The following is a 13,824-nucleotide window of genomic DNA, read 5'->3' as shown; positions in this document are numbered from 1 at the left end:
TCTTCACTCCCTTTCATTTTTTGCTGCCATAAGGAAAAAATTTAGAAATCTTTGGTAGACTCTCCCATTCCTCACGGGTAAAGACTTTCCATTTCCATAAAAATAAAAGATAACTCATAGCCCCTAGCAAAGCAGAACTTATCGCAACAAAACAATGATAAAGTCGATCTAACCAAAATAATTGCATTATAACCATTGTTCCCTTTTGATACAGCCAGACGACTAACGCCATCCCAAGTAGAGAAATGGCCCACTTGAGCCAAAATGACTTCCCTAATTTTTCTATAAAAGACTCTCTCTTTAAAAAATAATAGGATAAGTAAGCTAAAAAAACAAAGCTTATAACGGTAGAAATAGCTGCTCCTTCAATTCCCAAAAAAGGTATAGCTATACTATTTCCTAGAATTTTAAGTAAAAGACCTGCCATTAGAATTTTAGCTGCAATAATAGCTTTTCCTACAGCATGAAACAATGCTGCTATAGTCATAAAAAGAGCTCCAAAAAAAACAGTCAAGGATAGTATCTGAAGTGCTTCAGTTCCCTGTTTATCTGTAAAAAGCATTGGGTTAAGGTTTGGTAAAATAACCATTAAACCTAGGCTTGCTGCCCCTCCAAATACAATACATACCTTCACGGATTGAGTTACGTACCTCTGAAGCCTTTCTGTATTCCTTTGATTAAATGCCTGTGTAATATAAGGGAGCATTCCGTAAGAGAAAACAGTTGTGACTACCGCCCCTAATTGTACCATCGGCCACCCACGGTCATAAATTCCTTTTAAAGCAGCTGCAATTTCCACTTCCCAACCTGAAAAAACCAACTGTCGATAGACAGTAAAGGAGTCTATTAATTGAAAAATAATAAGGGCCATCGCACTTACGGAAACAAGGAAGCTTGATACAATCAATGTTTTTAGTTGTCGCACCCAATTAATGGATATTTCAGAGCTTGGCCAATGGATAACTTCACTAAACCGTTTGTCCCTTTTCAAAAAATAAATCATTACGATTACCCCAGTAATTCCACCTATAAGGGAGCCAATTCCAGCGGAGGTTCCTGCTAAATATGGATTATTACCCGCTCGCATCGTCCAAATAGCCACTATTAAAATGGCAGCAACACGAATTGTTTGCTCCATAACCTGTGAAACCGCTGTTGGAGCCATATTCCCTCTACTTTGAAAGTAACCTCTACCAACCGATAGAAAGGCAATAATAAAAAAAGGAGCCCCTAACCAACGAATGGCTAAAGTTAATTCACTATCTCCCATTAGCTGGGCAATAGACCCTGCAAACAAAATAAGGATAGTCCCTATAATAGCATTTAATAGAAAAATACTGAAAAAAAGAAAAAGAAGCAGATGAGATTGTTTCTCCTTTGTTTCTCTTAATGCGTCTACAAGCATTTTCGATATGACTAAGGGGAATCCGTATGTACCTAAAACAAATGCGACACCATAAATAGGATAAACTTGTTGGTAAACATAATACCCCACATCTCCCGTAAGGTTTTGATATGGTATTTTATATAAAGCACTCAATGCTTTTACAAATAAGGCAGCTAAAGATAAATATATTGCTCCCTTTACCCATTGAGATGAAGCTTGACCTGGTTCCTTCACATTTACCTCTCCTGTATAATAAAGTATGCTTATTATAGCATATGGGGATTACTCGAATCCGTTTCAGGCGTAATGTCACCGTCCTGGTTCCGTGGGCAATGCTGGAGTCGCCACCTTTCACTACTTCTAGCTATAAAAAAAGCCTATGCGAATGAACAATATAAAAAGAAGAGAGCCTCAGCTCTCTTCAGGTTAAATTCTTATTAGAAGATCTTTATTGTTCCATTTGGCGTGCTAAAAATCCAGCTGCAGTTTCTGCAAGCTTTTTCTCAACATCTCCCATGCCATTTGAATCCTTAGCAATAAGGGTTACTGCTCCAATAGGGTCGCCATTTGCAATAATTGGAGCAATACAGTAACCATTTACTTGGTCTTTTCCTTCTCCGGCTAATTGATATTCCCCTGCTTGAGACTCAAGCATGGTCTTTCGGTCACTCATCGCTGTTTCTACTAGTTCACCAATACCTTTATTTTGATATTCTTTCTTAGATCCACCAGCTACCGCAATATAAGAATCACGGTCTGCGATTAATACAACATGATTCAAGCTGTCGTATAATGCTTCTGCGTACTCTTTTGCAAAATCACCAAGTTCAGAAATTGGGGAATACTTCTTTAATATTACTTCCCCATCTCGATCCACAAAAATTTCTAAAGGATCTCCTTCACGAATTCGTAATGTACGGCGAATTTCTTTTGGTATTACCACACGTCCTAAATCATCAATGCGTCGAACAATTCCAGTTGCTTTCATACTCACGTTGCCTCACTTTCCTTGTTGTAGTCACGTCGATGCTTGCTTGCAAGTATTGAACTTTGTTAGCTGAATCTGTCTTTATTATTAAACGAAAAAAAAGAACTATTCACCATTTGTTGAATAAATTTGGTTTTGTTTCCTAATTATTTACTTGGAAATGTTGTAAACCCTTTCATACCAAAGAACTCTTATCCTTTTTCCCTCGAGCGAGTAGGTGCTGAAGCTAGACGACTATTCAGCCACAGTTATCCACATTTATAAAAATATAATTTCCTGGTGTAAACAGTAAAAAAGTGTGATAAATGGTCTTATCCATCCATTTATCACACCTCGAAATTTTAGTTAGATAGAAGCTTTATTCCTTTCAGCTGCACTTTCCTTTTGAACCTCATCTAGTCTTGAGAGCACATCCTCCAATAATGATAAATATTCACCATCTGAGAAAGTTTTTCTTTTTAAATGAATGGTAATCTGTTTTCCAGTCATGGATAAGTTCAGCTTATTGGACAGACGGTTAACGAGGGAAAATAGTTTAGAACCATCAATAGCGTTAGTGGTTTCCTCACTCAATATAACCTTACATTCCTTGTTTTTTTCAACAATCGAGTCTATCTTCTCTTGTTTTGCTAACTGCTTAATTTTGGATACCTGTAGCAGGAATCCAACCTCTTTAGGATAATCACCGAAGCGATCGATCATTTCCCCTTCCAGCTCCAATATGTCATCATAGCTATCAACAGCTTTAAAATGTTTGTACATATCTATCTTCTGTTTTGAATCTGGGATATATGTTTCCGGAATGTAGGCGTCCACTTGTATATCGAATTCCATATCCTTTGTTTCCTTTTTCTCTTCCGCAGTCGGAACACCTCGTTTTCTTTCATCAATTGCTTCTTTCAACATTTGTGAGTAGAAGTCAAATCCTACAGATGCAATAAAGCCATGCTGTTCTGCTCCTAACAAATTACCCGCTCCGCGAATGGACAAATCACGCATGGCAATTTTAAAGCCTGAACCAAGCTCTGTAAACTCCTTAATAGATTGAAGTCGCTTTTCCGCTACTTCTGTCAAAATTTTATCTCGTTGGTGTGTAAAATAGGCATAAGCAACACGATTTGACCGGCCAACCCTTCCCCTTAGTTGATACAATTGAGAAAGCCCCATTTTATCAGCATTATTAATAATTAACGTATTTACATTCGGTATATCTACACCCGTTTCAATAATAGTAGTTGTTACAAGTACATCCGTATTCCCTTCAAGGAAATCCAGCATAACAGCTTCAAGTTCTGCCTCTGTCATACGTCCATGGGCAAATCGAATTGTGGCATCAGGAACCAGCATGGAAAGTTTGTCTGCTATCGTTTCAATATCCTCTACACGGTTATGGAGGTAGAAGGTTTGTCCTCCCCTTGCCATTTCCCTTTCAATGGCCTCCCTTACTAGCGACTCGTTGTATTCAACCACATAGGTTTGGACTGGGAAGCGATTTTCTGGCGGCGTTTCGATGACAGATAAATCCCTAACTCCTAGCATAGACATATGCAGAGTTCTAGGAATTGGTGTAGCCGTTAATGTTAGAACATCAATATTGGCCTTCAATTTCTTTATTTTTTCCTTGTGGGTTACACCAAAACGCTGCTCCTCGTCAACGATTAGTAATCCAATATCCTTAAACTTAATATCCTTGGATAATAACCGGTGCGTACCAACTACAATGTCAATGGATCCCTTCTTTAACCCTTCGATCGTTTGCTGCTGTATTTTTCGTGAACGGAACCTATTCAATAAGCCCATATTAATAGGAAAATCTTGAAATCGTTCTCGAATAGTTTCATAGTGCTGCTGTGCTAAAATGGTTGTTGGAACAAGAAAAGCCACCTGTTTTCCATCCATAATCGCCTTAAATGCAGCTCTTAATGCCACTTCTGTTTTACCGTAACCAACATCGCCGCAGAGTAAGCGATCCATTGGGCGGTCCCTTTCCATATCCTTTTTAATTTCCTCAATAGCCCGCAATTGATCTTCTGTTTCTTGATAAGGAAATGAAGATTCAAACTCACGCTGCTCTGGGCCATCCTTTGAGAATGCGTAGCCTTGGCTTGCTTCCCTTTCTGCATATAGCTTTATTAGATCATCAGCAATATCTTGTACAGAGGAGCGAACCTTCTTCGTAACCTTCTTCCACTCGTTACCACCTAGTGCATAAAGTTTCGGTTCCTTTTCTTCTGATCCTACATATTTCTGGACTTGATCAATTTGTTCAACAGGAACATAAAGCTTGTCATTCCCGGCATAGGAAATATGCATATAATCCTTATGGATTCCTGCAACCTCGAGAGTTTCAATTCCTAAGTATTTTCCAATTCCGTGATTTACGTGCACAACCCAATCACCGATACTAAGTTCAGAGTAGTTTTTAATCCTTTCCGCGTTAGAAAGCTTTTGCCTTCGTTTTGGTTTTTTCGACTTCTTTGTAAAAACCTCTTCCTCCGTTATCAAAATCATTCGCTGCATTGGTAATTCAAATCCAGACATTAGAAGCCCCGTAACGATTTGAGCCTTCCCTGGTACCGGCAGATCTTCCTCTTTTACAACAGAAGCTTCGATTTGATAATCTGAGAGGACTTTTTTCATACGTTCAGCCCTATCTTCGTCAGCACATAAGAAAGTAATAGAGTAATTTGCTTCCTTCCATCTGTCCACCTCACTTTTAAGGAGATGTAATTGTCCATGGAAGTTTTGCATCGTCTTACTTTGAATATTTACAATATTTTTCGGACTAGTGGACGGTACATGTCTTAGAAACAAACTTAAATAAAGCTTTGGACGTGATGTCTCTTGAATAAGATCGTCCCAGCCTTTGGATAGCTCAATATTAGAAACTGTCGCCCCTTGGGAAAGCATGGATGTATGCCATTCCCCTTCTTCCTTCTCTAGGCTTTTAGCCATCTCCTGTACACGGCTAACCTCATCAATGAAAAGAACCCCATTATCAGGCATATAGTCTAGTAATGTATAGCGCTTTTCATAGAATAGAGACATGTATTTATACATAGAATCGAATGCAGTGTACTGCTTTAACCAATCTATTTCCTGCCCAACCTGTTGGGCCATTTTTTCTTTTGTGGAAGCATCCTTCATAGATGATAGACTTTTGGATAAAGCCTTTTCCAATTTTTCTGACCCTTGTTGAAAGTGTTCTTTATATAATAACACTTCTTTAGCAGGGCCTATTTTAATCCTATTGACCTTAGATACGGATCTCTGTGTTTCCACATCAAAAAATCTTATAGAATCTACTTCTGTATCAAAAAGCTCAATACGTATCGGATTTTCTTCTGTCAATGGGTAAATATCAATAATTCCCCCACGGACACTGAAATGACCTGGAGTGGCTACCATCTCCACCCTTTGAAACCCCATGGAAACAAGTTGATTAAATGTTGCCTCCAACTCAATGTCTTTCCCTAATTCGAAGTTCAATTGGCAATTCTTCCATAGGTCGACAGGTGGAAGGAGTCGCCGTACACCCGCCATTGGCGAAATAATAATCGCCTCCTTATTGGATGCCAGACGATTTAGAGCTTCTATACGTTGTCCTCTCATTTCAGGACTAGCTACAGCAATTTCTGCAGCAATAAGTTCATTAACAGGATATAAAAATACATTATCTTCACCGGTAAGTGAAACTAAGTCATCATAAAGCTTTTGCGCTTGAAAAAGGTTATGGGTAATTACTAGTTGTGAACGTCTTGTTAGATCAAATATGGAGGCAAGCAAAAGTGACCTAGCTGATCCTGCTAAGCCTGAAATCATTTGCTCTGATAAATTTGCTTCAATTCCTTCGATTATGCTTGCTGTATCATCCCCACGTTTGATTGTCTCTATATACCCTTTCATGGCTTTCCCCCCTCTATAAATCTAATTAAATATATAAATAATTAGCTAGTATAAAATTCTTTGCTTTTTCTATCAGCAGAAAAATGCTTTGGCACGTTGCACCAAAGCCTGTCGATATTTGTCTTAATGTAAAAAAGTTTCGTAAGCATGGTAATCAGGGTGTTCTCGCAAGGTCGTTTCACAATCCTCACAAATAACCTTAACCTGAATATGACCTTGTGAATCATATTCAATCATTTCCTTTCGTTCTTCCTCCGATAATTGTGAAAAACCTAATTGATTGTCGTCAGCTTGCCATTGGCTCAGCTTCCCAACATCTTTCGAACAATGCCGACAATAATAATGAATGGCCATGATGTCCTCCTCACCAGATTATGCGTTTCATTCACTAATTAGTATGAACTGGCAAGGTGAACTCTATACAACATCATTAATTATATTCATTCATTACATTTATAAACGATTGTTTTGTCCAAGATTCCACTGCATTTGCTGCTTTTTCAACAACATGGTCCACCGCTTGTCGCTCCTCTTTTCCAAATGAGCCTAATACATAGGTGGGAACAGCTACTCCTTTAGGAGGGCGGCCGATACCTACACGAATTCGATTAAATTGATCGGTTCCTAGCTGTCCAATAATGGATTTCATTCCATTATGTCCCCCATGTCCCCCCTTTTGCCTAAGCCGAAGGGTACCTGGTTCTAAATCTAAGTCATCGTAAATAACTAATAGATTCTCCGTTTTAATTTTATAATAGTTCATCAATGGAACAATGGACTCACCGGAAAGGTTCATATACGTTAAGGGCTTTAATAAAAAGATTTTCTCTTCGCCTATTTTTCTAAAGCCGTAAATACCTTTGAATTTAGATTGATCTAAGTTTATATTTAATTGCTGTTGACAACGGTCTATAACTTCAAAGCCGATGTTATGCCGTGTGCCGTCATACTTTTTACCTGGATTCCCTAATCCCACTATAAGTTTCACTGGAATATTCTCACTTTCTAATTCACGGTTCCGCTGAAATAATCTTTGAAAGAACACAACCCCAACCCCTTATAAGAAAAGCGCAAGGCGCCTTCAGCTAGACAACTTTAACCATTGGAGAGGCTGTCCCATTTTCGGGGACAGCCTCTTCTACTTTATCTATTCTTCTTCCGTTCCTTTATTACCTGCTTCATCGCCAGATTCATTAATTACTTCTGGTTCTGCCTCTTCACTTTCACCTTGATCTTCTCCTTCGGCATCCTGTTCATTAGGAACATCCGTTGGTGGAAGGATAGATAATACGGACTCCTCTGGATCATTATTAATGACATAATTAGCTCCCGCTACTAAATCTTTTACTTGAAGAGAATCATTTATATCTAGTTCAGAGACATCTATCTCTACTGCTTCCGGAAGATCACTTGGTAATGCTCTTATAGATACCTCATACAAGGATTGCTGGAGAACACCACCGTTTTTAACTCCAATGGATTCTCCTACTGCTTGTACAGGTACATTTGCATCTATTTCTTTTTTCATATCAACGGCATAGAAGTCCACGTGAACGATGTTATTTTTTATTGGGTCCACTTGAATTTCAGATATCATTACATCTGTTTGATTTCCATTAATATCAAGCTTAAGGACACCATTTCTTCCATTTTCACGAATCGTTTTTATTAGTGAAACCTCTTCTACGGTTACGGGGGAATTACCAACTTCTTTCCCATAGATCACACCTGGGACACCGCCTTGGTTTCGAATCCTTTTTAGCTTTGACCCACGTAAATCTTCTCGTTTATCTGCTTGTAATACTGTTGCCATGAATATCCACCTCATCTTTTTTGCTTCTTCTATATGTTTTTCCCAAAAAAGACAATTTTGAAACGTAAACCCCTAAAAAGAGCTTGTTAAAGATGAGAGAAAATATAGTATATAAGATATATTACAACAGTAGTTTAGTCAAACAAAAGGCTCACAGATCGTTCTTCATGTACATGAATAATAGATTTGGCCATTAAAGGGCCAACTGATAATTGCTTAATTTTATCTATATGCTTTTCTTCAGGTAAAGGTATGGAGTTTGTTACAACTAGCTCTTTAATTTTGGAGTTTTGAATTCGTTCAATTGCCGGCCCTGATAAGACCGGGTGTGTACAACAAGCATACACTTCCTTAGCACCTTGTTCGATCATTGCATTTGCAGCCAATGTTATCGTACCAGCTGTATCAATAATATCATCAATAATAATGGCTGTTTTCCCTTCAATATTACCAACTATGTTCATTACTTCTGCAACATTTGGCTTTGGGCGTCTTTTATCAACAATAGCGATAGGTGCTTTTAATCGGTCAGCCATTTTCCTTGCCCTTACTACACCGCCATGGTCTGGTGAAACAATGACAATATCATCAATATTTTTTGTTTGGAAATAGTCCGCTAAAATAGGTACCCCAACTAGTTGATCTACTGGGATGTCAAAGAACCCTTGTATTTGTGTTGCGTGCAAATCAAGAGTGATAACACGGCTTGCACCAGCAGTTTCTAAAAGGTTTGCTACTAATTTAGCTGTAATTGGCTCACGAGACCGCGCTTTACGGTCCTGTCTAGCATATCCATAGTATGGGATAACCACGTTTATTGTTTTTGCTGAGGCTCTTTTTAATGCATCGATCATAATCAATAATTCCATAATATGTTCGTTAGCAGGTGAAGAAGTAGACTGGATAACAAATATGTCACAGCCGCGGATACTTTCTTCAATATTTATTTGAATTTCACCATCACTAAATCTTGTAACGGAGCATTTTCCCATTTCTATGCCAATGTGTTCACTAATCTCATGGGCTAAGTCCCGATTGGAATTTAAGGTGAACACCTTTAATTTTTCATCTTTATAAAGAGCCATTTGTTAACCTCCAAAATTAATTTTCTTTATTCTTCTTTTTTACATAACCTTCTTTATTTGTTTGCCTTTGTCTTGCAATGGCAAGAGATTCCCCTGGAACGTCTTCTGTAATGGTAGATCCAGCTGCAACATAGGCCTCTCTACCAATAGTTACAGGGGCAATTAAGTTAGAATTGCAACCAATAAACGCTCCGTCTTCAACCTTAGTTAAATATTTATTTTTACCATCATAGTTGACCGTGATAGATCCGCAGCCTACATTCACATTGGTCCCAATCTCAGCATCTCCTAAGTAACTTAGATGAGAAGCTTTACTGCCATCACCCATGGACATTTTTTTAAGTTCCACAAAATTCCCTACCCGTACATGATTACCTAATCTGGTTTGTGGTCTTAAATGTGAAAAAGGACCTATGGATACAATGTTTCCTATTTCACTGTCATGGACAACCGATTGTTTGATGGTTGTTTCATTTCCGATTTTACTATTTATTATCTCTGTATAAGGTCCGATAATGCAGCCCTCGCCAATTTCCGTATTACCTTGAATAATGGAACCAGGATAAACTACCGTATCACGGCCTATTTTTGCATCTGAGGAGATATAAGTGTTGTTCGGATCAATAAGAGTAACACCATTGATCATCATTTGCTTATTTATTCTATTTTTCATAAGAATTTCGGCACGACTAAGGGCGACTCGATCATTAACACCGATCGTTTCGTTAAAATCGTCTGTTCCATAGGCGGCAATTACTTCCCCTTGCTCTTGCAGAATTTCTACTACATCAGGTAAGTAGTATTCCCCTTGTACATTGTCGTTACCAACTTTTTTTAGTGCTTTAAACAAAGCTTCGTTGTCAAAGCAATAAGTTCCGGTATTAATTTCCTTTACTGTTAATTCTTCGTTCGTTGCATCTTTATGCTCAACGATTTTTCTAACTGTACCATCATTATCCCTTATAATTCTACCATATCCCGTTGGATCATCTGCTACTGCAGTTAGAATAGTAGCCTTTGCCTTTTGTGTCTCATGTTCTTCTATCAATGCATCTATCGTTTGCTGTGTTAAAAGAGGTGTATCACCACACAGAACAACAGTAGTTCCTTTTTCTCCACTTAGGAGGGATTCAGCCTGCATTACTGCATGACCAGTTCCTAATTGTTCTTCTTGAAGGACATAGGACACTTCTGCCCCCAATTGGTCCTTTACCTTTTCAGCACCATGTCCAACAACGGTAATAACTTTTTTCACCTTACAGCCTTTTACTTGATCTACAATATGCTGCACCATTGGTTTCCCACCAACAGGATGCAATACCTTATATAGGTCAGATTTCATCCTCGTTCCTTTTCCAGCAGCTAAAATTACGGCAAATCTATTTGTCATATATTAACCTCCAAGGGCTCATTTTTCCATTACGAATATATCTTAAATTTAAGGACATTTCAAGTTGAAATAGGCATTAGGTGGTATTTAACAAAATAAAACCTAGCCTTCTATACAGGCTAGGTTCCCTCTAATTGTTAGCTACCCTAAAAATCGAATCTGGATGTCATTCGCTACGGCCCACTCCCTTTCCGCGGGCAACGCTTCAGCCTCCTTGTTCCTTCAGCTTCAATCAACACTGTTATAAAATCAACACTGTTCTTATCATGAAGCTCCTGCTTCTTCAAACTCTATTTCTTCACCTGCACGTTCGTACTCAGCCAAAACAGCTGACTGAATCTTTTCACGAGTCTTCGAAGATATTGGATGAGCAATATCTCGGAATTCTCCGTCTGGAGTACGCTTGCTAGGCATTGCCACGAACATACCATTATTGCCGTCGATGACACGAATATCATGAACGACAAATTCATCATCGATGGTAATAGACGCGATTGCAAGCATACGACCTTCCGTGTTCACACGGCGAAGTCTCACATCTGTTACTTCCATATCTGCCACCACCTTTACCCAAATAAATTCTATCCTTTTATTGGATTTCTACAAAGGAAAGAAATTTCCTTCTTTTTCTGAAAAAATGTATAAATAATGTTCAATTTTATTTCTTTCTTCCATTTTTATCCACAATGTACAAAAGCCACCATTTCCATGGCGGCTAAAATACAATCATTTAATATCTTCATAGGAAAAAGGAATGTCGAATAAATTTCCCCTTTCCACCTTAATCTTCTTTGTTTTAATATCCACTTCCGTTAACTTTGTTAAAGATACGTACTTATCCACCAATTTTTCTTCACTATGAACAGCTTCCGTTAATACACCTATTCCGGCAATAGTGGATTGGAATTCCGTTACTAAATCCATCATACCGCGAATAGTACCGCCTGCCTTCATAAAATCATCGATGATTAATACATTGGAGTTAGGTTTTAAGCTTCGTCTCGCCAAAGACATCGTCTGTATCCTTTTTTGAGACCCTGAAACATAGTTAATACTAACGATAGAACCTTCTGTGATACGATGCTCGTGGCGAACAATACTAACGGGAACATTTAAGTGTCCTGCTACAGCATAAGCCAATGGGATACCCTTTGTTGCCATGGTCATTACAGCATCTACATTTGCCTTTCTGAAAGCAGAGGCAAAGACCCTTCCCAACTCCAGGGTCAATAAAGGATCACCTATAACATCCATCATGTATAAATAACCACCTGGCAGCAGCCGTTCTGAATCCTCCAGCTCCTCACAGAGTTGATCAATTAACTCCTCCGTTTTGCTGCGTCCAACTGTCGGTACAAAGGTCACACCGCCGGTCGCTCCTGCCGTTGTACCGATGGTACCGATTCGCTTTTCTTCAAATACTTCTTTAATAATAGCGATATCTTCACTAATGGAGGATTTCGCTGATTTGTACGCCTCTGAAAAAAACGTCAGGGGTATTTGTTTATGTGGATGGGATAAAAAGTAATTTGTCATATCTACTAATCGGCCGCTTCTCCGAAATTTCATTGGGGTAACCTCCACTTTTTAAAGCCATTTTGTTAAATCCGAATGTTTTATCGATAATATACCACTTTTATACGGAATTAACAAGTGTTCTCCAAAATTACCCATGTTTTTTCCCTAAAAGGCGAACAACATAAACTTGTTCCATAAATCCCTTTAAACTATTATATAGACGAACAGCACGAGACTCGTTTTGAGTTAATGCAAAAACAGTTGGTCCGCTACCACTCATTACTACACCATCTCCACCATATTGCATCATTTTTTCCTTTACTTTCTTTACATTTGGATGCAATTCAAAGGTTACCGTCTCCATTACATTTTCAAGCCTAATACAAATCCCTTTGAAATCTTGGGCTTGGATGGCGGCTACCATTCCACTTGTATCAGGATGTTTTAATTCCTTTAAATTTAAACGTTCATAAATATCTTTTGTGGAAACTCCCATAGGGGGTTTAACAAGCACCACCCAGCACGGTGGTGGAGCAGGAATAAATTCAAGCTTCTCTCCCCTTCCCCTCGCAATAGCAGTACCTCCATGTACACAAAACGGGACATCTGAACCAATTTCTAGGCCAATTTCTGCTAACTCTTCCATAGACAATTGAAGCTCCCATATGTCGTTTAGTCCCCTTAGGACAGCTGCTGCATCTGTACTGCCTCCAGCAAGACCTGCTGAAACTGGTATTTTCTTATCGATGAAAATAGATATACCTTTGTCAATCGAAAACTTATCCTTTAACAGCTTTGCTGCTTTATATGCTAAGTTATTTTCATTAGTAGGTACAAAACCTTGTGTTACATCTATTTTTATTTGATCTTCTTTTAAAGTTTTTAATTGTATTCGATCAGCTAAATCTACAGTAGTCATAATCATTTCTACATCATGAAAACCGTCATCCCGTTTTCCAATTACATCTAATGTTAAGTTAACTTTAGCCGGAGCTTTTACTATTTTTTGCATCATCTTCACCTGCTTCTTTTTCCGTTCCTCAATTCTATCTCCGTTATTTTACCATTTGTAAATGATCTATACTACCTTTCCCATAATAAAATATATTTTGGATCAATATACTTAAGATTTCTTAATAGAAAGGCTATGTAAAAAAGAGCCAAGGTGTTTAACCTCAGCTCTTGATTGTCGCGGCTTATAGATTTTGATCTTTAGATAATTGTTGCTCTGCCCTTTCAACGGCACGTTTTACCATGTTACCTGCATCCTTTGAACGAATGCCGCCCCAACCATCCCGTTGGACAGTATCATAGAAGCCAAGTTCCTTTGCCAGCTCCACCTTAAGGTTATCTGACATAATACCTCGTCTTCGTCCCATTCTGCAACAACTCCTTCCATTAGCTGCAACAATGTTAGTATGCCCATTTAAAGCGAATGAATGCTATTGGTAGGAGTCTACCCTGATAATAGGTGGCACAAAAGATCGCACTTTATCTTTTGTGCCACCGAAGCAATGAGCGAAGCCGTCGCAATCTTTACAAAGGTATCTATGAGCGCTCTTCTCATAGATAACGCGCGGCGAGCGGAGCCGATGGCGCATGAAGCTAGACGATTACTCAGCTACTGTTATCCACATTCAGAAAAAATATAATTTCCTGGTGTATGAAATAATTATTTATACGCAAAAAGTCCCAATGACTATGCTACGATTGAAGTACTTAACCAAGTTAACTCAA

At 38.5% G+C, this 13,824-nt stretch carries 12 protein-coding genes; all 12 read right to left on the bottom strand.

Translation table 11 applies throughout. The features are described 5' to 3' along the window. Positions 1-13: 13 nt before the first annotated feature. The 12 genes from J2S74_RS26025 to J2S74_RS25970 all read right to left on the bottom strand — a co-directional run bounded on the left by J2S74_RS26025 (position 14) and on the right by J2S74_RS25970 (position 13,466). Positions 14-1,621, bottom strand: coding sequence for a putative polysaccharide biosynthesis protein (locus J2S74_RS26025; protein ID WP_307332268.1), 1,608 nt, complete (start codon positions 1,619-1,621; stop codon positions 14-16). Positions 1,622-1,835: 214 nt separating this feature from the next. Then, complete coding sequence (gene spoVT, locus J2S74_RS26020) at positions 1,836-2,375, bottom strand: stage V sporulation protein T (protein ID WP_307332337.1); 540 nt, start codon at positions 2,373-2,375, stop codon at positions 1,836-1,838. 345 nt (positions 2,376-2,720) lie between these two features. Continuing rightward, positions 2,721-6,281 carry a transcription-repair coupling factor gene (gene mfd / locus J2S74_RS26015; RefSeq protein WP_307332265.1) on the bottom strand — a complete coding sequence of 1,187 codons (3,561 nt, stop codon included), beginning with the start codon at positions 6,279-6,281 and terminating at the stop codon, positions 2,721-2,723. Positions 6,282-6,404: 123 nt separating this feature from the next. Next, on the bottom strand, positions 6,405-6,635 hold the full coding sequence (gene fin / locus J2S74_RS26010) for an anti-sigma-F factor Fin (protein ID WP_307332262.1): 231 nt from the start codon (positions 6,633-6,635) through the stop codon (positions 6,405-6,407). 76 nt (positions 6,636-6,711) lie between these two features. Further along, the gene (gene pth / locus J2S74_RS26005) at positions 6,712-7,269 is read right to left on the bottom strand and encodes an aminoacyl-tRNA hydrolase (RefSeq protein WP_307332334.1); all 558 of its coding nucleotides are present in this window, start codon (positions 7,267-7,269) and stop codon (positions 6,712-6,714) included. Between the two features lie 159 nt (positions 7,270-7,428). Next, complete coding sequence (locus J2S74_RS26000) at positions 7,429-8,094, bottom strand: 50S ribosomal protein L25/general stress protein Ctc (RefSeq protein WP_307332259.1); 666 nt, start codon at positions 8,092-8,094, stop codon at positions 7,429-7,431. 134 nt (positions 8,095-8,228) lie between these two features. Further along, the gene (locus tag J2S74_RS25995) at positions 8,229-9,179 is read right to left on the bottom strand and encodes a ribose-phosphate diphosphokinase (protein WP_307332256.1); all 951 of its coding nucleotides are present in this window, start codon (positions 9,177-9,179) and stop codon (positions 8,229-8,231) included. Positions 9,180-9,195: 16 nt separating this feature from the next. Further along, a complete protein-coding gene (glmU, locus tag J2S74_RS25990) occupies positions 9,196-10,569 on the bottom strand; it encodes a bifunctional UDP-N-acetylglucosamine diphosphorylase/glucosamine-1-phosphate N-acetyltransferase GlmU (RefSeq protein WP_307332253.1) in 1,374 nt (457 codons plus the stop codon). Positions 10,570-10,833: 264 nt separating this feature from the next. Continuing rightward, complete coding sequence (gene spoVG, locus J2S74_RS25985) at positions 10,834-11,121, bottom strand: septation regulator SpoVG (protein ID WP_307332250.1); 288 nt, start codon at positions 11,119-11,121, stop codon at positions 10,834-10,836. A gap of 174 nt (positions 11,122-11,295) precedes the next feature. Continuing rightward, positions 11,296-12,138, bottom strand: coding sequence for a pur operon repressor (gene purR / locus J2S74_RS25980; protein ID WP_307332247.1), 843 nt, complete (start codon positions 12,136-12,138; stop codon positions 11,296-11,298). 97 nt (positions 12,139-12,235) lie between these two features. Beyond that, the gene (gene ispE, locus J2S74_RS25975) at positions 12,236-13,102 is read right to left on the bottom strand and encodes a 4-(cytidine 5'-diphospho)-2-C-methyl-D-erythritol kinase (protein ID WP_307332245.1); all 867 of its coding nucleotides are present in this window, start codon (positions 13,100-13,102) and stop codon (positions 12,236-12,238) included. Between the two features lie 181 nt (positions 13,103-13,283). Next, positions 13,284-13,466 carry a small, acid-soluble spore protein, alpha/beta type gene (locus J2S74_RS25970; RefSeq protein WP_307332242.1) on the bottom strand — a complete coding sequence of 61 codons (183 nt, stop codon included), beginning with the start codon at positions 13,464-13,466 and terminating at the stop codon, positions 13,284-13,286. Positions 13,467-13,824: the final 358 nt, after the last annotated feature.

It is taken from the genome of Evansella vedderi (assembly GCF_030813435.1).
GTDB lineage: Bacteria > Bacillota > Bacilli > Bacillales > Salisediminibacteriaceae > Evansella > Evansella vedderi.
The sequence above is the reverse complement of the archived record's forward strand: the minus strand, read 5'-3'. Positions and strand labels throughout refer to the sequence as shown.

Bases quoted from the DNA above. Each gene is read 5' to 3' on its own strand.
- spoVT (WP_307332337.1), bottom strand. From the start codon at position 2,375: ATGAAAGCAACTGGAATTGTTCGACGCATTGATGATTTAGGACGTGTG.
- mfd (WP_307332265.1), bottom strand. From the start codon at position 6,281: ATGAAAGGGTATATAGAGACAATCAAACGTGGGGATGATACAGCAAGC.
- fin (WP_307332262.1), bottom strand. From the start codon at position 6,635: ATGGCCATTCATTATTATTGTCGGCATTGTTCGAAAGATGTTGGGAAG.
- J2S74_RS26000 (WP_307332259.1), bottom strand. From the start codon at position 8,094: ATGGCAACAGTATTACAAGCAGATAAACGAGAAGATTTACGTGGGTCA.
- J2S74_RS25995 (WP_307332256.1), bottom strand. From the start codon at position 9,179: ATGGCTCTTTATAAAGATGAAAAATTAAAGGTGTTCACCTTAAATTCC.
- glmU (WP_307332253.1), bottom strand. From the start codon at position 10,569: ATGACAAATAGATTTGCCGTAATTTTAGCTGCTGGAAAAGGAACGAGG.
- spoVG (WP_307332250.1), bottom strand. From the start codon at position 11,121: ATGGAAGTAACAGATGTGAGACTTCGCCGTGTGAACACGGAAGGTCGT.
- purR (WP_307332247.1), bottom strand. From the start codon at position 12,138: ATGAAATTTCGGAGAAGCGGCCGATTAGTAGATATGACAAATTACTTT.
- ispE (WP_307332245.1), bottom strand. From the start codon at position 13,102: ATGATGCAAAAAATAGTAAAAGCTCCGGCTAAAGTTAACTTAACATTA.
- J2S74_RS25970 (WP_307332242.1), bottom strand. From the start codon at position 13,466: ATGGGACGAAGACGAGGTATTATGTCAGATAACCTTAAGGTGGAGCTG.